The following is a 25,601-nucleotide window of genomic DNA, read 5'->3' as shown; positions in this document are numbered from 1 at the left end:
TCACATCAATCAGTTTAAGACAGCGCGTCATGAAATATAATGCCCAGGCTATGGCGCTTACCGCTGTGAACCGGGCTTACACCATGCTTCATATTTACCCTGTAATAACCTTTGCTGCCTTTTACCGGCCTAAAGTTAGTGGTCAATAAAACCATATCACCCATGTCAGGAGTAAGTACATTAACTTTTGATTGCGCCCGCGGAATTTGCTCGGTGATTACAAATTCGCCGCCTGTATAGTCTCTGTTGTGCTGATCGAGCATGAAAACCATTTGGACGGGGAAATATACTTCACCGTAAAGGTCCTGGTGCAGGGTGTTAAATCCGCCTTCTGTGTATTGCAATATCAGGGCTGTGGGTTTGGTTTGCCCGGCTTCATGGCTTAACTGTTTCATTTCTTCATGGGTGCCAGGGAATCGTTTGTCAATACCAAGCTCTTTCATCCATTTATTGGCGACAGGTACGATGTACGGATAAACGCTCTCCCTTAAATCGGTTATAATAGCAGGCAGCGGGTAATTATAATATTTGTATTCGCCATATCCAAATCTGTAGCGCTCCATGCTGACGGTTTTGCGGTAAGCATCTGCGTCATAATCGCTGATTAATGTATCGCAGTAGCGTTCACCTAAAACCTGTTTAACAATTGCAAAACCGTTGTCATGTAATGTTTTATTAATTTGATCCCAATCAAGATTTTTGATACGATCTTTAAGTGTTTGTTCCGGTGTCATTTTTGTTATTTTGAATAGGACCAAAACTATCGTTAGGCAGATTGGCGGGCAATCCGATTCTTGCGGAATTTATACTGTCGGTTTCATTGAAGAGAAATTATTAAATACATATCATGGAGATTAAACTTAAACGGGTTTACGAACCTTATGCCGAGGCAGATGGCGTTAGAGTTTTGGTGGACCGCCTTTGGCCGCGGGGGATAAAAAAGGAAGACCAACGGATTGACAAGTGGTTTAAAGGTGTAGCACCATCTAACGAGCTAAGAAAATGGTATAACCATGATCCTGAAAAATTTGAAGCCTTTAACCAAAAATACCGCGCCGAAATTGAGGGTGCAAAGGTTTTGGATGAATTGGTAGATTATATCAGGCAGCATAAAACAGTGACGCTGGTGTTTTCTTCAAAAGAGCCGAAATTAAATAATGCGGTAGTTTTAAGCAAGATAATCGAAGAGCATATCGCCTGAAAACTCCGCAAGAATCGGATTGTTGAGCATGGGCGAGGCCGGTACCTTTGTGTTATAAATACTAAAAAACACAATTGAATTATTTAAATATAAGGCTTTATGAAAACTCAACAAGAGATAGATTATACCCGCATAGCCGATGCGATTGGCTTTTTCAGGGAGAATTTTAAGGCACAGCCTAAACTGGATGAAGTTGCGGAACATGTTAATTTAAGTCCCTTCCATTTTCAGCGGATGTTTAAGGATTGGGCGGGGGTAACGCCTAAGCAGTTTCTGCAATATTTAAGTGTAGAACATGCCAAGGAAATATTAAAGCAGGACAACACCAATGTTTTTAATACCGCGCTGGAGACAGGGCTTTCGGGAGGTGGCAGACTGCATGACCTGTTCATTAAGGTAGAAGGTATGACCCCTGGCGAATACCGCAACGGCGGGGCTATGCTGCAGATCAATTATTCATTTGCCGATACGCCTTTTGGTAAGGTGATCGTGGCATCAACGGGCAAAGGTATCTGCCATATGGCTTTTGTTGATGATGGGGAAGAGAAAGCTTTGGAGCAGTTGAAAATAAGTTTCCCAAACGCCGGATACAACCAGTTAGTTGACAGAATCCAGCAAAATGCCTTGTTTATTTTCACACAGGACTGGAGCCGTTTGGACGAGATCAAGCTGCATTTAAAAGGAACCGATTTCCAGATCAAGGTGTGGGAGACGTTATTGAAAGTACCTCCCGGCGGATTAACCACTTATGCCTCACTTGCCAAAAAAGCAGGCAGCGAAAATGCTTACCGAGCAGTCGGCTCAGCGGTAGGTAGTAACCCCGTAGCGTTCCTGATCCCTTGCCACCGGGTAATAAAATCAACCGGCGAAATAGGTCAGTATCATTGGGGCAGTACCCGTAAAAACGCAATAATAGGCTGGGAAGCAGCGCTAAAGGAGCGGGTTGAATAAGGTTTGTGAGCAAAGGGGATATGTAATTCCCTTCAAGCGTCCGCGCTTACATAGCAACGCTAAAGTAAGCGTGGACGTAAACATAAAAATGAGTATGTCCGGTTTTACAGATCGCTGGAACAACACATCAGTGTGGAGTAAAGTGCCGGGCTCATCAAAAACTGTGTCGGCAATTACCGCATCCCCGAACCTGTTCGCCAGGTGAACCAGCAGGCGAACAAAATAGAATTGCCTGCGAGGAAAATTTTAAGCCACAACCTGCGTTATTTTAGCTCACCTGTCATGATTAGCTGAATGCGTAACACCATAAAAATCACCTGGTATTTTTATAAGTCGATGTTGTTATGGTGCATGACCATCAACATGATCTGCATCTACTATTTGTTTCGCGGAGAGGTTAATATTGTAGAATCATACATTTTTAAAATAATGAGTTATGGTTTAATCATCGGCTTCCGGTATTATAATTACAACTCAACTAAAACCTTCTTCTACTTCCGTAATGCAGGTTACGGGATCGACAGGTTATACCTGTACGCCCTTACGTGCGATGCCCTGGCCTACGGAATACTGTTATCGCTCTTAAAACTGGTAAAATATTGGGTCAGTATATTTTAAAAACCGACAGCGTTCACCTCGAGTTTGATGGACGCAAGATTTTACAAGATATTTATCTCGATTGCCGCCAGGGTGAGGTGGTAGGTTTGCTTGGCCGCAACGGTTGTGGCAAGTCATCGCTGCTGCGGGTTATTTTCGGTAGCCTAAAGCCAACTTACAAGCACGTCAGCATCGACGATAAACACATTTATAAAGGTTATGACGATGGTCGGGTAGCTTATTTGCCCCAGCACAATTATCTGCCGCAAAATATAAAGATCCAAAGCCTTGCTGGTACCATTATCGATCCTCAATTTACTGATGAATTTACCTCATTGTCAATTTACCAGGATCATCATCACAAAAAGCCCGGCCAGCTATCCGGCGGAGAACTCAGGCAATTGGAAACCCTGATGTGTATTTACAGCCGGGCAGATTTTATATTGCTCGATGAGCCATTTACTCATGTTTCGCCGGTGCAGGCGGAAATGTTTAAGGGTATCATTCGTAAATGCGCTAAGGTAAAAGGTATCATTGTTACCGATCATCAGTATTATAATATCCTTGACGTGGCCGATAGAATAGTACTAATTACCGACGGGAGCACCAAAGCCATCAACAACCCTGATGATCTGATCAGGTACCGGTACATCAGTCACATTATTTAATTGTTAGACTGTGTAACTTAAGACATAAAATGAGGGTCTATTAGGTATAGTATTTAATACGATGCCTAAGGTTTATCTGTTGATCTTTTTTTTAGTTTTCTGTTGCTTCAGTGCGGCGGGCAGCGAGAAAGTGACTATCAATGGCATCACCTTTAAAAATGCAAAGCCCGATCCTGATCCATCGCCCACCGGTGATTTTAAAACTTTAGTCATTCCGATAAAAAGGGCTGGGAACCTAATTCTTATTGAAGCTCAGATCGATACCCTTGAAGGTAATTTTGTGCTGGATACCGGCGCGCCGTACCTGGTTTTAAATGAAACCTATTTTAGGGATCTGCCACACGTAGCTGAGCAGGAATCTGCAGGAATCAACGGGGTTGCCGGCAGCTCTTTTACTACTTATATCCGTAATTTTAACATCCTTGACCTACATTATCCAAGGCTCAGGGCCGATGTTACCGATCTGTCTTCTATCGAAAACAGCAAAGGGATCAAAATATTGGGATTGCTGGGTACCCGGTTATTTTCAGATTTTGCCATTACAATCGATCTGTTCCGTAATACACTATATATTCAAAAGCTTGACGAAAACGGCAATATCCCTCCGGCTGAGAAAGTATTTCATGACCGGTTTATGGTAAGCCCTTTCCGCATACTTAATGATGTTATTTTAATGAAGGGTACTGTTAACGATAATTCGCTTTGGTTCGCTTTTGACAGCGCCGCAGAAACCAGCTTGCTCGATTACAGGAGATCAAAAAAGCTAATGCCCGATATGGAGGTAGTTAGCCGCTCAAAAATTATGGGGATTGGCGGTACTTCTATCGAGGTGATCTATACCCGTTTTGATAACCTGGTTGTGGGCGACCGCAAGTATATGAAAAACCGGATCCTGATCACCAATCTCGAAAAAATGGGGAACGCTTATGGTTACACAATAGATGGTGTATTGGGTTACGATTTCTTTGTAAGGGGCATATTCACTATCAACTTTGTTAAAAAAGAATTTGAAATGTACATTTACAATAATCAGTAATGAAAAGAGGGGCCTATATAGTTATTGTTTTTTTTGCGATGGTTTGCATGGCTTTGTCTGCAAGCGCGCAAAAACGCGGTAAGCTGGTTATGGGCGGCGATAACCTGAGGCTGCTCATTGATATGCGGTCGACTAAAGCGGAGGTAGATAGCTTGCTCAAAAAAGCCGGGTTAAAAGGTGCAAATGCCGCTGCTATTTTGAAGGGCGATTTTACCGCCCTGAAAAAAGACGGCTGGACAATGGCCGAAAAACAGGGAAATGTAATAGAGTTCGACAGGCCGCTTGAGGCCCTTAACCTGAACCCACAAGTTACTCCTTACCTGATAACTACTAAAATAGATAACAATGATAATGAGTCGCCGGGGTATCCGGCTGATGTTAATTTCGGTATCAATAACTTTGCTAAAGTCACTGTTCATGAATTAGCATCTGGTTTAACCCGTTTCTTTTTGCCCGGCTACGCCCAAAGTAAAAGGGTACTGCTATCAGGCAACTTCAATAACTGGAGCACCCTTAAAGGTATCATGGCCAAAACCGACAGCGGTTGGATTGCCGACATAAAGCTGAAACCCGGCAAATATGAATATAAATTTATTGTGGATGGCCATTGGATCAGCGACCGTTATAACAACCTGGTGAGCGATCATGACGATAATTCGATATACTTTCGTTATAACTACACCTTTAAGCTGAACGGATACGTCAATGCCCGTAAAATAACACTGGCGGCGAGCTTTAATGATTGGGACGCTAATAATATCGTCCTCGATAAAAGCCCCAAAGGCTGGCAAAAACAGCTTTACCTGCACGAAGGCACACAGGCGTATCGTTTCCTGGTTGATGGCAAATGGATCACCGATCCTGCTAATCCCAATAAGATCCAGGCCGCTGATGGATATACAAACTCAATACTGAACCTTGGCGAAACGGTTGTGTTTAAGCTTGATGGTTATACCAGCGCAAAGAAAGTGTACGTAGGCGGAAGCTTCAATAATTGGGAGCATGGCTTGATCCCGCTTACCAAAACCAAAACGGGCTGGGCATCGTCCTTAATTATTCCGCCGGGCAATTATGGCTATAAGTTTGTTGTGGATGATAACTGGATCACCGACCCCAAAAACCCTCGTAATATGATGGAGGGCGGCGTTGTTAATTCATATATTTCGGTGAAGCCAAATTATACGTTTAAGCTAAGCGGTTTCAATAATGCTAAAAAGGTTCATTTAGCGGGCAGTTTTAACAACTTTGATGATTTTGGTTACACACTTGCTTTTAACGGTAAAGAGTGGACGGTAAGTGTTTACCTGAAGCCAGGCAAGCAACTGTACAAGTTTATTGTGGATGGTAAATGGATGATAGACCCTGGCAATAAACTTTACGAACCTAACCAATATAATTCGGGTAATTCCGTTTTATGGATCGAACAATTATAGAAGCAGGATTGCAAGAATCAAGATACAAGAATAAAGAAGCAAAAAAAATAAAGAAGCTGGATAAGAAAGATCTTGATTCTCATAGTCTTGCATCATGATTCTCGTATTCTCGCATCTTGGTTCTCATATTTTTGCATTTTGACGCTCACCTCGTTATATTAGCTAAAATACCATATCTGTTATGACCATCCCTATATACCAGGCCGACGCATTTACCGATAAGCTTTTTGGCGGTAACCCGGCGGCAATTTGTCCGCTTAATGAATGGTTGCCCGATGTTACCATGCAAATGATAGCCATTGAAAACAACCTTGCCGAAACCGCTTTTTTTGTGAAAAACGACGATGGTTATAAGCTTCGCTGGTTTACGCCCGAGTATGAGATAGATCTTTGCGGGCATGCTACCCTGGCATCTGCTCATATTCTGTTTTCGGAACTGGGCTATGAGGGTGATACCATTCATTTTGAAACTGTAAAAGCCGGAACGCTCACCGTAAAGCGTGATGGCGATAAATATACGATGGATTTTCCATCGCGTCCGCCAATCCCCATTGAGGCGCCGAATGGATTAGCCGAAGCGCTTGGCGAAAAGCAACCGGTAGCATTTTTGCGCTCGCGTGATTATTTCATTGTTTATGAAACCGAGCAGGATATCAGGGAGCTTACGCCCGATTTCTTCGCCATGTCAAAAATGGATACGGTAGGGATCATAGCTACCGCACCTGGCGAAACCTCTGATTTTGTTTCCCGCTTTTTTGCGCCCGGCGCAGGCATCCCCGAAGACCCGGTTACCGGATCTGCACATTGTAACCTGATCCCGTATTGGGCAAAACGCCTGGGTAAAGATATGCTTCATGCCTATCAGCTCTCAGCCCGCCGCGGTGAACTTTGGTGCGAGCTTAAAGGTGACCGCGTATTGATGAGTGGCAAAGCGGTTACTTATTTGAAGGGGGAGATAAGGGTTTAAATTATAAATTGTCATTGCGAATATCTAAAAGTCCGGGCCGCTAAAGGTAAATGGCAAAAAAGGAGTTGTCACCCTGAGTTGCCGAACGGTTGTGTGCAGAGGCCTGCCCACCATACTTCGATGAACTCAGTATGACACCCTTTTTGAGTTGTCATCGGTAGGAACAAAGCAATGACGTTATACAAACCCTGCCAGTAACCTTTTGCCTTTATCCTTTTACCTTTCGCCTTTTTCCTTTCGCCTTTTTCCTTTCGCCTCAAATCAAAATATACTTTCAAAACTCAATTATTTATAATTACTTTGGAGGTTTGGACTTTGCAAGGTACTTAATAAATTAAATGCAGCTTACCCGTTTAGAAATCAAAGGCTTCAAAAGTTTCGGCGACAAAATAACCATCAATTTTAATGAGGGTGTTACCGCTATTGTAGGGCCTAACGGTTGTGGTAAGTCGAACGTTGTTGACAGTATCCGCTGGGTTTTGGGTGAGCAAAGCACCCGGATGCTCCGTTCGGAGAAAATGGATAACGTTATTTTTAACGGCACCAAAAGCCGTAAATCGGCTAACCTTGCCGAGGTTTCCCTCACTTTTGATAATACAAAAAACGTACTGCCAACCGATTATTCGCAGGTAACACTTACCCGTAAGCTTTACCGCACGGGCGAAAGCGAATACCGACTTAACGATGTACAGTGCCGTTTAAAGGATATTACCGATCTTTTTTTGGATACGGGTATCGGCTCCGATTCCTATTCTATCATCGAGCTCCGGATGATCGACGAGATCATCACCAATAAGGAGGGCTCACGCCGTAACCTGTTTGAGGAAGCATCGGGCATCTCCAAATACAAACTCCGTAAAAAGCAAACTTTCAGCAAGCTGAAGGAAACCGAGGCCGATTTGGCCCGTGTTGATGACCTGCTGTTTGAGATTGAGAAGAACCTGAAATCACTGGAGAACCAGGCGAAGAAAACTGAACGATACTATCGTCTCAAAGAACAGTATAAAACGCTGAGCATTATGCTGGCTTCGTTCAGGATCGTGGCTTTTAGCGAATCATTGAAAAAGATAGAGGAGCAGGAGCTAAGGCATAAAGCCGAGAAAGGCGATATTATTATCCAGATAGATACTTTGGAAGCAACGCTGCAACAACAAAAGCTGGATAGTATCACCAAAGAAAAGAACCTTTCGGTTCAGCAAAAAACAACCAATGAGTTTGTTTCAAAGATCCGGGCTTACGAAAGCGAAAAGAAGATCAAGAATGAACAGTTGAAGTTTCAACAAGATAAAGAATCGCGTCTGACTGAAGAGTTAGAACGTGATAAAAACCAGCTGAACCACGTTTTATATAACATTAAACGCTTAAACGAGGAAAAGGCCACCGAGGATGAAGCGCTGCAAACCATCCAAAGCAAACTTTCTGATTTAAAAGAAGCCGTTGATGAATTACGTGCACAACAAACCGAAGCCCGTAATGAGCTCAACGAGCTTAATAATATCAATACCCGCCTGCAAAACCAGGCTTATAAGGCAGAAAAAGACCTGGATATATTGCAAATTCAGCAACAGGCTTTGGAGCAGGAAAGCCAGCGTAATATGGAAGATACCACCAATAAAGAGGTGGAGCTTTCGCACTTTAACCAGGTGGTTGCCGAGCTGCAATACCGCAAGGAAACACTCGACGATGAATTTCAGCAGGCTGTTGAGTTTGAAAATAAATTAAAAGAACAAATTGCCGAAACCGATGTTGAGTTGAACTCGGTTAAGGATACCATTATAAAAGAGAGCCGTCGCCTTGATGCCAAGCAAAACGAATACAACCTTACCAAAAGTATGGTTGATAGTTTGGAAGGTTTCCCGGAGTCAATCAGGTTCCTGAAAAAGAATACCGATTGGGCTAAAAATGCACCTTTGTTTAGCGATGTGCTTTTTTGTAAGGAGGAGTTTCGTGTAGCCATTGAAAACTACCTTGAACCGCTCATGAACTATTACGTGGTTGAAAGGTACGACGATGCAGTAAAGGCTATAAGCCTATTGAGCAATTCGGCAAAGGGCAGAGCAAATTTTTTTGTGCTGAATAACTACGCTGATGAATCGCCTGCACAAATCAGCTTCGAAAAGGAGGGGGCTATCCCGGCACTGAGTGTTATTGAGGTTGAAAAACGTTACCTGCCGCTTTGTAATTACCTGCTTAAAGGTGTTTACCTGGTTGATGACGATAAAGAAGGCCAGATCAATAGCGAAACTTTACCGCAGGGCGTTGTGTTAATCGGCAAGAGCGGTAAGTTCAATAAATCAAAACATACCATGGCCGGTGGTTCGGTTGGTTTGTTTGAGGGTAAAAGGATCGGGCGTGCTAAAAACCTGGAGAATTTGGCTAAAGAGATCCGGGGAATAGAGAACCAGGTGGGTTCATTTCGTACGAAGTCTGAAGAATTACAGAATAAGCTTGCAGCTTTACGTTCGTCAACCAAGGCAGCTGAGATTAATGAGCAGCAACAGATCCTGAACCGTTTAAATAACGAGTTGATCACTGTAAAAACGCGCCAGGAGCAATATCAAACTTTTATTGAAAACAGCCTTAACCGTAAAGAAGATATCGCCCGTAAAATTTCCGGGATAAAAGATGAAATGGCTGCCCTACAACCGCAATTGGCCGAGCTAAAAACTCAACGCCAGATCCAAAGCGATTTATTGGCCGATAAGCAGATGGCTTTTAACGAGCTGAACGAATACGTTTCCGTACAGTCAAACGCCTACAATCAGGAAAACATCCGTTTTCATCAGCAACAAAATAAGGTATCGGGTTTAATGAAAGACCTTGACTATCGGGATACCCAGCAGGAAAGCCTTGAAACACGTATAAGGCAAAATAGCAACGAGCTTGAAAAAGTAAAAGTTGCTATACAGGAAAACCTGAAGCTGGCCGATAACTCCGACGATAACCTGCTCGAAATGTATGAGCAGAAGGAAAACCTGGAAAAGGCCACACAACAAGCCGAACAGGAGTACTATCAATGGCGCGGCCTCATCACCGAAAATGAGAGTCAGGTAAGCTCATTGAGGCGCAAAAAAGAGAACAGCGAAGTTATTGAGAATGAGCTGCGCGACGAACGAAATAATTTAAAGATAGACCTGAACGCGCTGAAAGAGCGTCTTTCGGTTGAGTTTAATATAGATATTGAAGACCTGCCCGAAAGCGAAGTACCCGAAGGTGAAAATGAGCAGGACCTGCGTGAGAAAGCCGAAAAGCTAAAAAAACAGCTGGATGATTTTGGCGCCATAAATCCAATGGCGGTAGAGGCGTATAACGAAATGAACGAACGTTATACCTTTATCCAGGCGCAAAAGAAAGATCTGAGCGAAGCTAAAGCATCATTACTTGCTACCATTCAGGAAATTGACGATACCGCCAAAGATAAGTTCATGACGGCCTTTATGATGGTGCGTGAAAACTTTATCAAAGTATTCCGCTCATTGTTTAATGAGGAAGATTCATGCGATCTGATCCTGACTGATCCTGATCATCCGCTCGAGTCAGATATTGATATCATCGCGAAGCCAAAAGGGAAACGTCCGCTATCCATCAACCAGCTATCTGGAGGGGAGAAAACACTTACCGCAACGGCTATACTTTTTTCGCTGTACCTGCTAAAGCCTGCACCTTTCTGTATTTTTGATGAGGTTGACGCGCCGCTTGATGATACCAACATTGATAAGTTCAATAACATTATCCGTACCTTCTCCAAAGATTCTCAATTCATCATTGTATCCCACAACAAACGAACTATTGCAAGTACAGATGTTATTTACGGCGTAACCATGGTTGAGCAGGGGATTTCCCGCGTTGTCCCTGTTGATTTAAGGGAACTGGCTGATTAGAGCTTAAAGCCTAAGGCGGAAAGCTAAAAGCTCGCGCCTTTCGCCGTTATTGGTGTTGTCACCAACAACTTGTTATACCTGTAGGATTTTATTAACCACTAAAGCCGGTACGCATAGCATAAAGTTGTTGGTGACAACACCAACAACGGCAAGCGCATAGCGTAGCTTTAGCATAATAAAAAAGGCGAAAAGCTTTTCAGCCCTCCGCCTTTAAATGATACGGAAAAATTTTAGTTCTTCTTTCTAAACACCGATGGTGTTTTAAGCATCAAACCTTTTACTTTGCTGCGAGTGAACCTCTGTTCCATCGCGCGTTTCTGATCGGCCGAAAGCACGTTTTTTGATGAGGTAGCCAGGCTTTGTGTGGTTACTGAACCGGTTTTATACTTACCGGTCGAGATATAGCTCAAAGCCTGTGCTAATAACCCTTCGGTAGGGTCGCCGAAATCTTTGGTCAGGTCATCTACAGCGCTAACACCTTTATAAATGCCTTGTCCTGGTGTCATACCGGTATAATAATCGCCATTGTTTGCCGAATTTCTTGTGGAGAACATTGGCATATACAATTGGTATTTATTGATATCAATACCATAAAAACCAACAGGCTTGCCATAGGTGACAGAGCCGATCAATTCAACATCCAGTTCAGGGATCAGGTTATTAATGGTTAACTCACTTGCCGAGGCAGTACCGCTACCAACTATAAAGAATATCCGGCTTAAATTAAGCGACCCTTGTTTTTGGAAATTGACAGTTTGGTTGCTTACCGAAAAAAAACCTTTGGGTATTTCGTAAAGGTTTTTAAACAAGGTATAGTTATCATTTGTAAGCTTATCATTAAAATAAGCTGTGTACATCTTAGTGCCGTTCTTAGCCGATGGTACTAAAAGGTTATCAAAATATTCTGCAGTTTCAACGGATCCGCCACCGTTATACCTTAAATCAACGATCAAATCGGAAATGCCCATGAAGCTGTTTAAGGCCTCTAATATTTTAGGACCGGCATTGGTTTTATCAGTAAACGAATTAAAAACCATATAACCGGCTTTTTTGCCCGAGCCGGCGTCCAGTGTTTTATAAGTAATAACAGGGTTTATGGTATAGTTAGCAGTATTAAGCGTTACATCAACGGTAGTATTATCCGGTCTGGCCAATGTCATGCTGATAGTTTTGCTGTATGCATAGGCTTGTATTACAAACTGGGTAGTCGTACCTCCGTCATCGTAAGTAAGGTCGGTACGTCCATTTATTTTGGTGATCTGATACCCGCGTTTAATACCAGCTTTATCAGCAGGCGAACCAGGGTATACATATTTGATTCTCAGATCCGAACGCGTAGGGTAGAATACCGAAAAACCGAAGTCGCCGCCATTGCCGCTCAATTCGTTTGATACGGATCCATCATCAATAAACGAGTATTTGGCCGTACCGGTATTATCATAATATTCATACGGTTGAGAGCTTGCCGGATTTATGGCATATTGCGATAAATGGTCAACCTCGCTGCTTAAGCCGGTGATGGTATCGCTGCTTACATAGTTACGGGGCTGAAAGTTTTTATAGGTAGGAAGCTGATTGTACCACAAATAGGTTTCCTGCGGATACAGATAAACCGAGTCCCTTATACGATCAAGCGCGGTACCGGTGCTTGGCGGGCCGGTAGTACCATCATCGCCGTTATTAATAGGTTTATTTTTTTTACAGGCAGATATCGATGCAACGGAAATAAGGGCTAAAAAGTAAAATATTTTTCTCATACACTTGAGTTTAAGTATTAAAACGCCTTGTTAGTAAGTATGTTATAGGTAATACTATAAAAAGTCTTCAACACTGATACAGTCAATGCCGCTGGCTTCGGCACAAAGCTTGTCTGTTTCCGAATTTTCAATCATCACTATTTCTTTACGCTGGAGGCCATGTTCCTGAATAAGCAGGTTAATTACATCTGGTTCGGGTTTTGGTACGGTTTCTTCGGTAAAATAGCAGCGGAGATATTTTTCCAGCCCGTGCCATTCGGTTTGTTTAATTTTATTTACCTGTTCCTGAACATTGCCGTTAGTTACAATAAACAATTTTTTGCGGTCGACCACAATATCCTGCATTAAGGTAAGTATATTTTGATATAAAAGCAGTTTTAGCGGTAATTTGGCAGTTAAAAGCAGGTTTTCAAATTTATCGCGGTATTGTTCGGCCACCGGGAACTGCTCCGTCAAACGGTTAAATGCGGTATCCTTTCCTTCAGCTATATACGTATCAGTTAATACTTTGGTTGCGGCCTTTGCATCTATCAGCTCAATATATTCAAGCATGTTTGCAAACAGGTAATAAGCCTGAAAGTAATAATCCTTTGCCGGATAAAGCACATCATCTAACTCAAAAATAAAAGCTGTTTTACGTTTATCAATATCCTTATAGTCCATTAAGCAATTACGTGTAGGTTTATATCGTATTCATTAAAAAGGGTTTCGGCCTTTAGCAAGAGTATTGTTTCATCAGGCCTTAATAAATAAACCGAATCGATGCTTTTATCCAGGCAAAGCGTTAGCATTTCATGTGTATAACTTGCCGAAGCTGGATTGGGCAACAATATCATTTTGCCGGTTTTTATCATAAAATCAGGCAGGTCCATATGATCACCCAAAATAATATTTTTTCCTTCCAGTTTGTTTTTGAGCTGGTAAGCTTGTGCCGATGTGGCGGCGGTAATTAAAATGCTCATATGGTTATTGACCGTTAACAATTAAACCATCCCTCATTGTAACTGTGCGGTCTGACAGGTTTGCAAGATCTTCATTATGAGTAACAATTACAAAGGTTTGCCTGAAATCATTCTTCAACTTAATAAATAATTCATGAAGCTCGAGCGCGTTTACCGAATCAAGGTTGCCTGAAGGTTCATCGGCAAAAATAAGTGCCGGATTGTTGATTAACGCACGTGCCACAGCTACCCGTTGTTGCTCGCCGCCAGATAGCTGGTTAGGTTTATGGTGCAACCTGTCTTTCAACCCCAACAGGTCAAGCAACCCGGCCGCTTTTTTTTCTGCTTCAGATTTTGATTTTCCTGCTATAAAGGCCGGGATGCAAACGTTTTCAAGAGCGCTGAACTCGGCCAGTAAATGATGAAACTGGAATATAAAACCAATCTGCCGGTTCCGGAAATCGCTTAGTTGTTTGTTATTTAGTTTGTTTAGTTCAATATCATTAATGGTTAAAGTGCCCGAATCTGGCCGGTCAAGGGTACCTAATATGTTAAGTAATGAGCTTTTTCCGGCACCCGAAGCCCCAACTATGGTTACGATTTCGCCCTTTTGTACCTCAAGGTCAACGCCCTTTAATATTTGTAACTGTCCGTATGATTTATGGATAGATCTGGCTTTAAGCATTTGGCAAAGTTAACGGATTAGCTGGATTTATTTTGTTGGGATTACACCGATTGATTTATGATTTCAGCGGTTTTTACCGTTGATGATTTTTTGATTATGTTGACACCCGATTTTTCTGATTTGACGAACATTCTATTAATCTTAAAATCCTGTAAATCCTGATTCTGACAAAGAGCTGAATGAAATGATTTAAGGAGGATCTCAGCTGAAAACAAATTCTCCCACTTTCTTTGCGGCGTTGCGCCTTAGCGTGCTTAATATTCAATTACCTAAGTTTCCCGTACTTTGCATCCTTTGTAAATACAATGTTATTACCCCGATAAGGGCAAATAAACTGAAACAAGGTGTTTACCGTTTCAAACAAAATTGTAGCTTTACCGCAAATTCTTCAAAACATGAATATTCACGAATATCAGGGTAAAGCTATATTAAAAAGCTATGGCGTTAGAGTTCAGGAAGGCATTGTAGCCGATACTGTTGAGCAGGCTGTTGAGGCTGCCCAAAAATTGAAAGAAGACCTGGGCTCAAGCTGGGTAGTGATCAAAGCACAGATTCACGCAGGTGGCCGTGGTAAAGGCGGCGGCGTTAAGCTTGCCAAAAACATCGACCAGGTAGAAGAACATACCGGCAATATTTTAGGTATGCAATTGGTAACTCCGCAAACTGGTCCTGAAGGTAAAAAAGTTAAGAAAGTTTTAGTTGCACAGGATGTTTACTATCCGGGCGAAAGTGAAACTAAAGAGTTTTACATGAGCGTATTGCTTGACCGCGCACGTGGCCGCAACATTATCATGTACAGTACTGAAGGCGGTATGGACATTGAGGAAGTAGCACACTCAACTCCCGAGCTTATATTTAAAGAAGAGATTGATCCTAAAGTTGGTTTACAGGGTTTCCAAACCCGTAAAATAGCCTTTAACCTTGGCCTTGAAGGCGAAGCGTTTAAAGACATGACCAAATTCATTGCTGCTTTATATAAAGCCTATGAAGGCACCGACTCATCGCAATTTGAAATTAACCCGGTTTTAAAAACCTCTGATAATAAAATTTTAGCTGTTGACGCTAAGGTAAACCTTGACGATAACGCGCTTTACCGTCATCCGGATTACGCTGCAATGCGTGATACTGATGAGGAAGATCCAACCGAAGTTGAAGCCAGCAAATCAAACCTTAACTATGTGAAGCTTGACGGTAACGTAGGTTGTATGGTTAACGGCGCCGGCTTAGCTATGGCTACTATGGACATCATTAAAATTGCCGGCGGTGAGCCTGCCAACTTCCTTGACGTAGGCGGTACGGCCAACGCGCAAACTGTAAAAGCAGGTTTCAATATCATCCTTTCAGATCCTAACGTAAAAGCCATCCTGATCAACATCTTCGGTGGTATCGTTCGTTGCGATCGTGTTGCGCAAGGTGTAATTGATGCTTACAAAGAGATCGGTAATATCCCGGTGCCAATTATTGTTCGTTTACAGGGCACAAACGCTGCTGAAGCAAAAGAACTGATTGATAATTCGGGTTTAAAAGTTTACTCGGCAATATTGCTGAAAGAAGCTGCAGACCGTGTTAAAGAGGTTTTAGCGCTTTAATTCTTTTTAGAGATTAGCGACTGGTGATTAGAGATTAGTTGCCAGCCTATAGATAAAAAGGAGGCTACATCACATTTGATGCAGCCTCCTTTTTTATAAGGATACCATGCCCGCCTGAAAGATTATAAGTCACTCAGAAGGTCAAGTTTTTTGGCATTATATTCTTCCTGCGAGATAAGACCGTTGTCGAACAGGGTTTTTAGCTTTTTTAGTTTTTCGGTAAGTTCATCGGGCTTTGGTGATGCAGGCGGAGGTGTTTCCTGTACAACAGGAGCAGGGGCCGCGACTGGTGCGGGTGGCGTTACCGGTGCGGCAGGTGCTGTGTAGCCATTTGGTTGAGAAAAGGGCTGCGGCGATGCCGGTGCTACAAAAGCGCGGGCAGGCGAGTTTTCCAACTGGATAGCGCCTGATTCGGCACGTTTTTGCTCCAGGTCGCGCTGACGGCGGGCTTCACGCTCAACTTCCTTACGTTCCTGGGCGTACTGGTATAATTTACGGCCCTGAACTTTAGGTAGGTAATCAACAGCCATTTCGGCGCCACCGGTGGTTTTTACGCTGAAAATGGAACCGATAATTTCTTCCTTGGTATATACGTCAACGATATCTTTCCAAACAAAATCGACAAACTTGATAGATAGCCCAAGGTTGGCAGGGGTAAAAAACAATACACGTTTGTTGGTAATAGCTATACAGTCAGGAAAAAGGTTTACCAGCGGCTTTTTCTGAACGGCAATGTAGATAACCTCTTCGCCTGAAGAAAGCAGGTCAACAAGGCGTGAATAAACCTTTTCAACTGTTTTAGGGTCCTGTTCCTCGTTTAAAAATTTCTCAATCATATTTTTAGCATTTATGATGCGCGCAAAAATAACAATTATACCTGTTAAAGAGTCAAGAATCAAGCGTTAAGAATCAAGTTTTCCTGAAACGTGATTCCTGACGTCTTGATTCTCAAATGGTATTAAGCAATCAACAAATTACATCCGCGGATGTCTGACTGGTCAAACCGGCCCAATACTTCAAAAGAGCCATCAGGGTAAATCCTGCCCAAATCCTGCGTGGCAATAAACGCGCAGGAGTTGATATTGGCCAGGTCAATAACGCTGATACCGCCTGTTTTACCAGTTTGTAACGTACTGAGCGGATCGTTAGTATCCCGGATGATGATCTTCATCCAGGGAGGGCAATTAAAAATACCATCGCCTTTGGAGTAAGCTTGTGACAGCAGTTCCGTCATTCCATATTCCGAGTGGATCTGCTTTACACCAAAGCCTTTGCCCAAAATGGCATGCAGCTCCTCGCGGATCATTTCCTTACGGCGGCCTTTCATGCCGCCGGTTTCCATTACAACAAGCTCAGGAAAGTTAACGCGATAGTTTTCAATAAAATCGAGCAGGCCGAAAGTAACGCCAATTAAAAGCGTAGGTTTCGCGACATCCTGCTGTTTTTTAAGTTGATGAAACAGCTCGTCATGATTGTACAAAAAGAAACCGCTATCCGGATGATTTGATTGTTTAATGAGGTCATTAACCATGTAAATGAGCGATGAACCTTCGCGCTCCAGGTACGATGGGAGCAGAGCCAGTACAGTAAAATCCCTGATATCACCATAAAAAATATTGAATGCACGCCGAAAGCTTTCCTCATACCAGGTTATATCGGTAACCCGGTGGCTGCTGGTGATCATCCCGGTGGTACCTGAACTGGTAAAGGTTACTTCAACGGGCGCATCGGTACTTAATATAGTATGTGACTTAAAAAATTCAATAGGTAAAAATGGGATCTGGCTGTAAGATGTAATTGATGCGATGTTAATTTTTAATCCCTCAATAAACTGCCTGTAAACCGGGTTATGCTGTGCCTGGTAATTGAAAACCTGCAAGGCAGCGTCGTTAAATTGCTCTTCGGTGCTAATAGAAAATATTTCCTGTTTACCTGGTTTGTCCATTGAGGCAAAGATAAGGAAATGTGCAGATGTGCGGATTTCAGATGTGCAGATTATCTGAACCGGGATTAAACTGATGTTTGGGATTAACGGATTTGCTTTCAAACTATTTATTGGCATCCGGTGCCCCCTTCAATCCTATAAATCAACGTTCGTTCAAATAAACTCCGCAAGTTTCGGGTTGAAACGCTTTGTTTATCGCGCGACCTTTGATCTATCTAAAAAACAATAATCATGAACATATTTAAAATTGTACCGCTATCAAAATCATTCGCCAAAAAAATAAGGGCAAGCATGACCGACGATTTTGGAGGCGAAGTGGTTGAACAACTGGCTACCGGGCTTGGGCCATGCCGGGTTTCACTTAAACCCTTTGAACGTAACGTGGATAAACGCCTGTTGCTAAAACATTCGCCTTTTGAAATCGAAAATGCCTATAACCAGCCGGGACCTATTTTTATTCACGCTGAAGAGGTGGAGGAGTACAGCGATATTTATCGTTTCCCGCCGGAGATTAAGGCTAATAAAGTGAGTTTCCCGCTATCGCTCATAGGTTACAGCAAAGCGCAGCAAATGGTTTTAACCCGGCTTGTTAGTGATGCCGATGTTGATGAACTGATCAGCGAAATATTTGCCGAGAATGATAATGTTGAGTATTTGCATGCCAGGAATGCCCAGGCATGTTGTTTTATATGCAAAATTGAGCGTGTTTGACGTTCCTATTACATAAAATAAAAAAACAAGTACGTGTTTTGGGGGTTAGTTAAGTATTGAATATATAATTAATAATATTAATCATCCATCCCCATGAAAACATTAAAATTCTTGAGACTCCCGGTTTTGTTAGGTCTCTTTTTTGTAATGATATCGGCAAAACCGGCCGACGACAGCAAACAGACAGAACGCATCCATAATTCGTCAAATGTGTTGAAAGAGTTTGCCAAGATGAAGGAAAGCATCCCGCATCAGCTATTGGAAGAATACGAAGGCATTGTTATCATCCCCAAACTCATCAATGCCGGGTTTGGCATTGGCGGTAAACGCGGTAAGGGCGTAGCCATGGTGAAACTGGGTAATGGCAAATGGAGTGATCCGGTGTTTGTTACCTTAACAGGCGGTAGCTTTGGCTTGCAAATCGGCGTACAATCCGTTGATCTGGTGCTGGTGTTCCGCCATAAAGGTGTATTAACCAAAGTCAAGAATGGCGATTTCACTATCGGTGGCGATATTTCTGCAGCAGCCGGCCCTGTTGGCCGCAGTTCGACTGCAAGTACCGATTATAAGCTGCAGGCCGAGGTTTACTCATACTCACGCAGCCGTGGTTTGTTTGCCGGGATAACCATCAATGGCTCAAACCTGGGCATCGATAAGGATTCAAATGCTGCTTATTATGGAGCTAAAGCTACCTCGCAGGATATTTTTGCGCAGGCGAGCAGCAATACCGAAGCAGTTAAAACGTTAAAAGAAACATTGGCTTCGTTTTAAAAACAATGCATTGATAAACAAAAATACCCGGCTAAGTTCCGGGTATTTTTGTTTTAATGCTTTTGAAATGCCCGTTTAAGCAGTAGCCCCGAAAGTGCTGACATTCCACCCACTAAGCCTCCTAAAATGCCGGTTACAGCTAATATGTAACCCCAGCCGGGCAGATGGAATAAGTGCGCTATCCTTGTAGCCATGATATGGTCATTGGGTATGCTTTTAAAGAGAGCCAGCACTATCCACACCATCAAAACCGCTGTAAAGGCTTGCCAGAAAGAACTTTTTGCTGTTGTGCCAATAAAAAGGGCCGTTAAAAATGATATGACGGCAACTATCCACCAGGGTAAAAAATATCCGCTGGCAAATGAAAGTATAAGTATGATGAAGAACAACATGGTGCTATTATTTACCGGTTAATATATAAGTTGATTTAATGCGTGGTGACTGTTCATTTACTGATTGCATGAAAAGCAGTTCTTTTAACTTTCCCTCATTCCAGGTTTTGAACATATCGTTATAGAAAAAACTGCCGGGATTACCTGATTCGCCGCCGGGAAAAATACCGTAACCTTTTACTTTGGGGCCCATTTGCACCACCATGCGCCATGAAGGGCCATGTCCGTCGTGAAGGGCATTAACTGTTGATGCCGTGCCTCCTGATTCAAAATTACCCGAACCAAAAGCCGGCTGGCGTGACAGGCTCGCTATCTCCATTGTTTTAAATTTACCCCATTGCCAGTTTGCTCCGGGTTTACCACATTTGTCGGTAATTTCCTTTACTGCAGCTGCAAAAGCTTTATTAACGATGTCCACCGCGGTTTCCTTTGCCGGTGTGCGAATGTCATCAAACCACTTAGAAGCCGGCTCCTTAAGTAACAGTTTTTCCGTACGATCTACTGAAGGAAAGTTCTTCTGTAAGGTCTTATCTGCAAAATCATCCCCCCACACAGCATTGTACAATTGCGACCACCAATTAGTAAACACAGTAGCACCTATTGAATTCGGTGCGAAATTTTTGTCCCACATATTGATTTGATCATAAGCGCTAAGTTGTGTAGCATTAAGTTTAGTTGGGTCGATATATTTAAGCAGGGTTGGTAAAATGTCCTGTGCCCGGATACTGTATACATCTGTTTGGAGGATGCGCATACTATCAACGGTGGCTTTGGTCATAACGGAAAGTCTGTCATTAATGCGTTTACCGCGTTCATAGGGTGCAAATGACCAGTTGATATAATAAGGATAAGAAGGATCTGTTGACGATTGATTGGCCGAGCTTACAAACCCACGAGCCGGATTTTTAATGGTGGGGTCCTGCCCAAATGGTACCCAGCCATGCCAGTCGTCGGCCGGGTCGGTTCCATCTAAAATATATTTCCCCTGGTCTTTGTATTTAAGCGGATATTTACCGTTTGGCGTTATGGCGATATCATCTTTACTGGCAAAAACAAAATTTGAAGCAGGAGCGCTGAAAAAGGTAAGCGCCTTGCGGTAATCGTCATAGTTTTTGCCTGTATTAAGCAGGTACATAGCCATCAATTCGTTGGACGATTCGTGCGCTATCCACCTTAAAGAATGTCCAACCGGAACAAAATCAGGGCCATCGGCTTTTTGAGCATTGTTTTGATACACAACCGGGCCATGGTGCGTATAAACTACTGTATCATAAACCGGTTTTTGACCAAGTACTTCAATTTTTTCAACACGGCGGGTAGTTTTATTCCATTTGTTGTTGTACCAGTATTCCTCCATTTTGGTATCCCTGAATTTTTCCTGGTACCAGTCCAATACGTCGGCATCAACATTGGTAATACCCCAGCTAATGTTATTGTTAAAACCTAAAATGACACAGGGCGCACCCGGTAATGATACACCATAAACATTCATACCCGGCGCCGAAAGCTGTACCTGGTACCAGATAGAAGGTAGTGTGAGGTTAAGATGCGGGTCATTAGCTAAAATAGGATACCCGCTTGCTGTTTTACTGCCCGCTACCGCCCAGTTATTGCTGCCAATACCTTCAACACGAGGCTTAGTATTTGTACTATCTGCCATTCCGGCTAAAAAATTAGCAGATGGTTTGGGAATGGGCAGTGGTTTAAAATAATCCCATTTTGTCCCTGTTGGGATGATGGGATCTTCGTGCATAGGATAATCGGGAAAAAGATCATTTGTAACGGCCGGGCCAAATTTGCGCAGGATATTGGTCATGGCAAATTCGTTTGAGCCGCCGGCCAATGTTTCCGACATCAGCTTAAGCAAAAAGGCGCAGTTGATAGGTTTCCAGTCTTCGGGGGCATAGTTCAGGAGTTTAAACTCTATAGGATAACTCCTCGGGCTTAGCTGATGGATATAACTGTTGATGCCATCGGTATACGCCAGGATCATGTTGCGCACTACTGGATCGGCCATCATTGCCTTTATTGTTTTTTCGGCGCCGTAAACCATTCCCATGCGGCGGTGATAGCGGTCAATATCCAATACTTTGGGGCCAATAACTTCAGCCAGCCTGCCTGCTGCCTGCCGGGTTTGGATATCCATTTGCCAAAGACGGTCGGTGGCGGTCATGTATCCCTGGGCAAAGTACAGGTCGTGCTCGTTCTGTGCGAAAATGTGCGGGATATGATTCTCATCAAATTTAATGGTAACCTTACCCTGTAAGCCTTTGATTTTCAGGTCGAGCATTGGTAAAACGTGCTTGCTTTCAGCATTTTGCCAAAAACCATCAGCCGGGCTCAGGAATTTTCCTAATGGTGGAACGACGCTTATTTTAGCTTGCAGTGCCCAGATGAGCAGTAGTGTGAAAAAGATGGATATGAATGCTTTAGTAAACTTCATTGTTTGGGTGATGATGCCCCTAAAGTTAACCATTTAGGCTGCATATTCAAGTCTTGGCTTACGCTTGTGATAATGTTTTTTAGGTTTAGGGGTTTGAAGTGAGTCTGTCTTAGGTTGTTTCTTTTCCCGGCGAAAATCCCAGGGTGGGGTAGGATTGGCATCCTGCCATAAACCAAGTTTATCTTCGCGGGCCTGTTGTTCCAGAGCAGCCAGTTCGGTGTTTTTGGAATAGGCTTTATACTGCCATGCGTAGCCATTTTTTACCAGCGCATAATTTACATTGGTGCCATCGATAAGTACTACCTGCGCAACAGTACGGCCATAGCGATCATGCTCGTTGCCAATTAATCTCACCTCTTTACCAAAACACAGATCGGAAGTGAATTTTTTAGCTGCCTGTCCAAAGGCCTGCGATTTTTCAGGGCAGTCAATTTCGGCAAGCCTCACAGTAATCTGCTGGTTATCGCCGGTAAGCAAACCCAAAGTATCACCATCTTTTATTTTCACAACTTTATAAACACTGGCATCGGGTTGTTTGGTATTATTGGGATTACAACCGGCAATTATAAGTAATATGAGGAGAAGTAGGGCAGAGTACTTTTTAAATGTCATATATTAATGTGCGGATTTTGGATGAATTTATAGATGTGCAGATTTCAAATGCGCAAATATGCAGATGAATTTATAGATGTGCAGATTTCAGATGTGCAGATAGATTTGATGAGCTTATCTAACAAATAATCTGCGCATTCAAAATTTGCATATTTGCGCATCTGAAATTATTTCGCATGCAGGCTCAACGCATTTCCGTCGGGATCCTTAACAGTGGCAAAGCGGCCCCATGGGGTTGTGTCAACATTGCCTACTTCAAGGCCTTTGGCTTTAAGGTCTGCTATATCTTTATCCAGGTCGTCGGTTTTAATTACAAGGCCGCGTACACTACCTGCAGGCATTTCCGGGAACCAGTTTACCAGGGTGATGGAAACAGGCGAGCCCGGAAATGCCATCTGGATCCAGGTTTGTTTTTCAAAGTTAGCTTCAACTAATATTTCAAAACCAATTTTTAGGTAAAACGCTTTGGCTGCCTGCTGGTCGGTTACTGGGATGGAGATAATTTCAATTGCTTTCATATACTTAGCTTTGTTTAATGCTAATGGGTTGGCTTAACCCCGCATTGAATTTCAAATTTATCTTTTAAAATATACAATTAAAAAAAATTGGCATCGGCACCATGTCGATGTATGCGTATCGAATTGGACAGCGGCACTGTAATAAAGCCCTTTCAATCTTGTAAATCCAATTAAATCCCGGTTCAGATAAAATTGGAACATTAAAGCATTAACTTTGCTGATTATTAACATAGTCTTAATAATTGCCATTATGAGCAAATTTACCATACCTGATAAAGTGTTGTACGTATGCGTAGGCAGCAAATGCGGAAAACGAGGCGGTAAGGACATGTACAAGATCGCAAAATCGTACATTAAACATCATCATGGGCCCGAAGAGTTGGAGGTAATTGAAACCGAATGCACCGACAGGTGTAAATATGCCCCTGTGTGCAGTATCCAGCCCGGTAATACCTGGTTGAAAGAATATCACCCTAAAGAGGTGTTGAAGTTGATGGATCTGATTGAGTAACCTCTCTCATAGAGGCGGTATCATAAGCCCCGGCTTTGTCAGGCTTGGACAGCGCTATTAAAATTCACTAACTTTGCGCCGAATCAAATTACATTACCGGTCCCATGGAAAATTCAACGATTCCCCGTATGCCATTGGAAACGTTCGCAGCGGACAACTACCAGCAGCCGTTACTCAACGTAGAGCATTACCCGGTTGATTCGCAATACTTTGTCATTCAAAACCGGGACAATTACCCGATTAAGGATTATATATCGCCGCACCGTCGTAAATTTTACAAGATCTTCCATATGACCCGGGGCACCGGAGTTTTGACCATCGGCCTTCACCGCTACGAAATGGGGAGGAATGAGATCGCTTTTCTCCACCCTGACGAGATCATGTCCTGGCAAACCACCTCAGCAGAGACAGGCGGACATTTCTGCCTGATCCATCCGAACTACTTCGGGCTCGAAGCCGACCATGTGCTTCAGTTGTTCCGGCAGTTCCCGAACTTTGAGACTGATAAGGCGGTGATCCAACTGACCGAAGAACAGTCGGCCACGATCAACGGTTATTTCGAAACCATGCACCGGGAAGACCGCGGTAACAGCGACGATAAAAAGCAGGCGATTTTATTACAGTTGCAGTTGCTGTTGCTCGAAAGCCGGCGCGCTGGCAAGAACCTGATGCGCACGAAGGCTCCGAAAGGTTATAGCTATATCTACCGTTTCTTATCCTTACTGGAATCATCCTTTCAGGTACAGGAACGCGACTCCTACGTCAGGCTTAAAACAGCGGCTGAATTTGCAGACCAACTGCATGTGCACCCCAATTATCTGAATTCCCTTGTTCGCAATCAGACAGGAAAAACCCTGCGGGAACACATACAGGATCGTCTGATCCATGAGGCCAAATCCTTACTCGTGCAAACCAACTGGGGTATCAACGAGATCAGCGACGGGTTGGGCTTCTCCGGCCAGGCCGCCTTTACCTCCTTATTCAAAAAAAAGGCCCTTGTTTCCCCTTCAGAATTCCGCAGAAATGCGGCTGTTTCAACTCATATTTGAAACTCACAAATATTCCTGTGATTTGAATAAGTCCCTTCAGGCCCTTCCTACGCAATTTTGTACCATACAATTAATGATCAAGAAAATGAAAACACAGAAAGTATGGTTCGTTACAGGGGCCTCAAAAGGATTAGGTTTAAGTTTAGTAAAACGGTTGTTAACTGAAGGCTACAAGGTAGCGGCTACTTCAAGGGATGCAGAAGCCTTACGTACCGAGGTGGGCTACAGCGGCCATGATTTTCTTCCGCTGCAGGTGAACCTGCCCGACAATACCAGTGTAGCTGAAGCGATTACTACGATAGTTGCCAAATTCGGCACAATCGACGTAGTTGTGAATAACGCCGGTTATGGGCAGCTCGGCACATTGGAGGAACTGACCGACGACGAAGCCCGCAAAAACTTCGACGTGAACGTATTCGGTTCACTGAATGTGATCCGTAACGTAATGCCAATATTTCGTGCGAAGAAATCAGGTGCGTTCTTTAATATCTCTTCAATAGCCGGTTTCCTGGGCACTTTCCCCGGATGGGGTATATACAACGCCACCAAATTCGCGGTTGCCGGCTTTACCGAAGCGCTTTCGGCTGAAGCAAAATCACTGGGCGTAACTGCTACCATCGTTTATCCCGGCTATTTCAAGACCAATTTCCTGCTGCAAGGCTCATTGCGCACCGCAGCAAACCCGATCAATGATTATAAGGAAGCCCGCGACCTGGAAGTGATCCACAACGAACAAGTCATCGGCAACCAGCCCGGCGACCCTGAAAATGCGGCTTTAGCCTTCATCAAGGTGGCTGAAATGGAAGAGCGCCCGCTGCACTTATTCCTGGGTTCAGATTCATTCGGTATGGCGCAAAACAAGATCGAAGCCGTTCAGAAAGACCTGGCTGCTTTCGAGAGCATCAGCAAATCGACCGATTTCAGAAAATAAGCTTTTTTCCAC

26 protein-coding genes are annotated in these 25,601 nt (G+C 43.3%); 15 read left to right on the top strand and 11 right to left on the bottom strand.

All coding sequences use genetic code 11. The annotated features are described in order from the left end of the window. Nucleotides 1–14: 14 nt before the first annotated feature. The gene (locus ABID99_RS19125; RefSeq protein WP_188833008.1) at nt 15–734 is read right to left on the bottom strand and encodes a 2OG-Fe(II) oxygenase; all 720 of its coding nucleotides are present in this window, start codon (nt 732–734) and stop codon (nt 15–17) included. A gap of 113 nt (nt 735–847) precedes the next feature. On the opposite strand from ABID99_RS19125, the gene ABID99_RS19120 reads away from it, so the two are divergent. The 8 genes from ABID99_RS19120 (at nt 848) to smc (ending at nt 10,734) form a co-directional block, all read left to right on the top strand. Continuing rightward, nucleotides 848–1,201 carry a DUF488 domain-containing protein gene (locus tag ABID99_RS19120; RefSeq protein ID WP_218117122.1) on the top strand — a complete coding sequence of 118 codons (354 nt, stop codon included), beginning with the start codon at nt 848–850 and terminating at the stop codon, nt 1,199–1,201. A 99-nt stretch (nt 1,202–1,300) separates the two neighbouring features. Then, entirely contained in the window at nt 1,301–2,152 is an 852-nt protein-coding gene (locus tag ABID99_RS19115) for a methylated-DNA--[protein]-cysteine S-methyltransferase (protein WP_188833009.1), read from the top strand. Nucleotides 2,153–2,446: 294 nt separating this feature from the next. Then, a complete protein-coding gene (locus ABID99_RS19110; RefSeq protein ID WP_139160014.1) occupies nt 2,447–2,770 on the top strand; it encodes a hypothetical protein in 324 nt (107 codons plus the stop codon). Continuing rightward, the gene (locus tag ABID99_RS19105) at nt 2,752–3,417 is read left to right on the top strand and encodes an ATP-binding cassette domain-containing protein (protein ID WP_176623099.1); all 666 of its coding nucleotides are present in this window, start codon (nt 2,752–2,754) and stop codon (nt 3,415–3,417) included. The genes ABID99_RS19110 and ABID99_RS19105 overlap by 19 nt, the downstream gene beginning before the upstream one ends. A 61-nt stretch (nt 3,418–3,478) precedes the next feature. Continuing rightward, nucleotides 3,479–4,453 carry a pepsin/retropepsin-like aspartic protease family protein gene (locus ABID99_RS19100; RefSeq protein WP_188833010.1) on the top strand — a complete coding sequence of 325 codons (975 nt, stop codon included), beginning with the start codon at nt 3,479–3,481 and terminating at the stop codon, nt 4,451–4,453. Next, nucleotides 4,453–5,886: a hypothetical protein gene (locus ABID99_RS19095; RefSeq protein WP_188833011.1), complete on the top strand. Its 1,434-nt coding sequence runs from the start codon at nt 4,453–4,455 to the stop codon at nt 5,884–5,886. Before ABID99_RS19100 ends, ABID99_RS19095 begins: the two co-directional genes overlap by 1 nt. A gap of 181 nt (nt 5,887–6,067) precedes the next feature. Next, nucleotides 6,068–6,853 carry a PhzF family phenazine biosynthesis protein gene (locus ABID99_RS19090; RefSeq protein ID WP_176623103.1) on the top strand — a complete coding sequence of 262 codons (786 nt, stop codon included), beginning with the start codon at nt 6,068–6,070 and terminating at the stop codon, nt 6,851–6,853. A gap of 338 nt (nt 6,854–7,191) precedes the next feature. Next, on the top strand, nt 7,192–10,734 hold the full coding sequence (smc, locus tag ABID99_RS19085) for a chromosome segregation protein SMC (protein ID WP_354486712.1): 3,543 nt from the start codon (nt 7,192–7,194) through the stop codon (nt 10,732–10,734). 230 nt (nt 10,735–10,964) lie between these two features. On the opposite strand, the gene ABID99_RS19080 is transcribed toward smc, so the two are convergent. Genes ABID99_RS19080 through ABID99_RS19065 form a run of 4 tightly spaced genes read right to left on the bottom strand, consistent with a single transcriptional unit; the run spans nt 10,965 to nt 14,117 of the window. Next, nucleotides 10,965–12,491, bottom strand: coding sequence for a S41 family peptidase (locus tag ABID99_RS19080; protein ID WP_090531456.1), 1,527 nt, complete (start codon nt 12,489–12,491; stop codon nt 10,965–10,967). Between the two features lie 54 nt (nt 12,492–12,545). Beyond that, nucleotides 12,546–13,154 carry an HAD hydrolase-like protein gene (locus ABID99_RS19075; protein WP_354486713.1) on the bottom strand — a complete coding sequence of 203 codons (609 nt, stop codon included), beginning with the start codon at nt 13,152–13,154 and terminating at the stop codon, nt 12,546–12,548. Then, a complete protein-coding gene (locus tag ABID99_RS19070) occupies nt 13,154–13,453 on the bottom strand; it encodes a hypothetical protein (protein WP_091163022.1) in 300 nt (99 codons plus the stop codon). Before ABID99_RS19070 ends, ABID99_RS19075 begins: the two co-directional genes overlap by 1 nt. 4 nt (nt 13,454–13,457) lie before the next feature. Continuing rightward, entirely contained in the window at nt 13,458–14,117 is a 660-nt protein-coding gene (locus tag ABID99_RS19065) for an ABC transporter ATP-binding protein (RefSeq protein WP_090531462.1), read from the bottom strand. A gap of 395 nt (nt 14,118–14,512) precedes the next feature. Between ABID99_RS19065 and sucC the strand changes: the two genes are divergently transcribed. Beyond that, nucleotides 14,513–15,706 carry an ADP-forming succinate--CoA ligase subunit beta gene (gene sucC / locus ABID99_RS19060; RefSeq protein WP_354486715.1) on the top strand — a complete coding sequence of 398 codons (1,194 nt, stop codon included), beginning with the start codon at nt 14,513–14,515 and terminating at the stop codon, nt 15,704–15,706. 122 nt (nt 15,707–15,828) lie between these two features. Here the strand turns inward: sucC and ABID99_RS19055 are convergent, their stop codons facing one another. After that, nucleotides 15,829–16,542, bottom strand: a complete 714-nt coding sequence (locus ABID99_RS19055; RefSeq protein ID WP_354486717.1) for a PH domain-containing protein — start codon at nt 16,540–16,542, stop codon at nt 15,829–15,831. 122 nt (nt 16,543–16,664) lie between these two features. After that, entirely contained in the window at nt 16,665–17,651 is a 987-nt protein-coding gene (locus tag ABID99_RS19050) for an acyl transferase (protein WP_373614788.1), read from the bottom strand. 231 nt (nt 17,652–17,882) lie between these two features. On the opposite strand from ABID99_RS19050, the gene ABID99_RS19045 reads away from it, so the two are divergent. Together ABID99_RS19045 and ABID99_RS19040 are read left to right on the top strand one after the other, a co-directional pair. Continuing rightward, complete coding sequence (locus ABID99_RS19045; protein WP_373614787.1) at nt 17,883–18,362, top strand: DUF1203 domain-containing protein; 480 nt, start codon at nt 17,883–17,885, stop codon at nt 18,360–18,362. A gap of 93 nt (nt 18,363–18,455) precedes the next feature. Beyond that, nucleotides 18,456–19,133, top strand: coding sequence for a lipid-binding SYLF domain-containing protein (locus tag ABID99_RS19040; protein WP_354486722.1), 678 nt, complete (start codon nt 18,456–18,458; stop codon nt 19,131–19,133). 53 nt (nt 19,134–19,186) lie between these two features. Here ABID99_RS19040 and ABID99_RS19035 read toward each other — a convergent pair whose 3' ends face one another. Then, on the bottom strand, nt 19,187–19,327 hold the full coding sequence (locus ABID99_RS19035; protein WP_167516217.1) for a hypothetical protein: 141 nt from the start codon (nt 19,325–19,327) through the stop codon (nt 19,187–19,189). Between ABID99_RS19035 and ABID99_RS19030 the strand changes: the two genes are divergently transcribed. Then, nucleotides 19,326–19,547, top strand: a complete 222-nt coding sequence (locus tag ABID99_RS19030; protein WP_373614786.1) for a hypothetical protein — start codon at nt 19,326–19,328, stop codon at nt 19,545–19,547. The two genes, ABID99_RS19035 and ABID99_RS19030, sit on opposite strands and share 2 nt — an antisense overlap. On the opposite strand, the gene ABID99_RS19025 is transcribed toward ABID99_RS19030, so the two are convergent. From ABID99_RS19025 to ABID99_RS19015, 3 genes are all read right to left on the bottom strand, one after another. Then, a complete protein-coding gene (locus ABID99_RS19025) occupies nt 19,533–21,968 on the bottom strand; it encodes a penicillin acylase family protein (RefSeq protein ID WP_373614785.1) in 2,436 nt (811 codons plus the stop codon). The genes ABID99_RS19030 and ABID99_RS19025 overlap by 15 nt on opposite strands. A gap of 33 nt (nt 21,969–22,001) precedes the next feature. Continuing rightward, complete coding sequence (locus ABID99_RS19020) at nt 22,002–22,580, bottom strand: thermonuclease family protein (RefSeq protein WP_373614784.1); 579 nt, start codon at nt 22,578–22,580, stop codon at nt 22,002–22,004. A 167-nt stretch (nt 22,581–22,747) separates the two neighbouring features. Continuing rightward, entirely contained in the window at nt 22,748–23,098 is a 351-nt protein-coding gene (locus ABID99_RS19015) for a VOC family protein (protein WP_090531475.1), read from the bottom strand. 250 nt (nt 23,099–23,348) lie between these two features. On the opposite strand from ABID99_RS19015, the gene ABID99_RS19010 reads away from it, so the two are divergent. The 3 genes from ABID99_RS19010 to ABID99_RS19000 all read left to right on the top strand — a co-directional run bounded on the left by ABID99_RS19010 (nt 23,349) and on the right by ABID99_RS19000 (nt 25,589). Next, entirely contained in the window at nt 23,349–23,609 is a 261-nt protein-coding gene (locus ABID99_RS19010) for a (2Fe-2S) ferredoxin domain-containing protein (protein ID WP_091163031.1), read from the top strand. A 104-nt stretch (nt 23,610–23,713) separates the two neighbouring features. After that, on the top strand, nt 23,714–24,658 hold the full coding sequence (locus tag ABID99_RS19005) for a helix-turn-helix domain-containing protein (RefSeq protein WP_373614783.1): 945 nt from the start codon (nt 23,714–23,716) through the stop codon (nt 24,656–24,658). An 85-nt stretch (nt 24,659–24,743) separates the two neighbouring features. Beyond that, nucleotides 24,744–25,589, top strand: coding sequence for an SDR family NAD(P)-dependent oxidoreductase (locus ABID99_RS19000; RefSeq protein WP_373614782.1), 846 nt, complete (start codon nt 24,744–24,746; stop codon nt 25,587–25,589). The last annotated feature ends 12 nt before the right edge of the window (nt 25,590–25,601 follow it).

The sequence above is a fragment of the Mucilaginibacter sp. OAE612 genome (assembly GCF_041806395.1).
Lineage (GTDB): Bacteria > Bacteroidota > Bacteroidia > Sphingobacteriales > Sphingobacteriaceae > Mucilaginibacter > Mucilaginibacter rubeus.
Note: the sequence above shows the minus strand (reverse complement) of the source record. Positions and strands in the feature narration are given on the sequence as shown.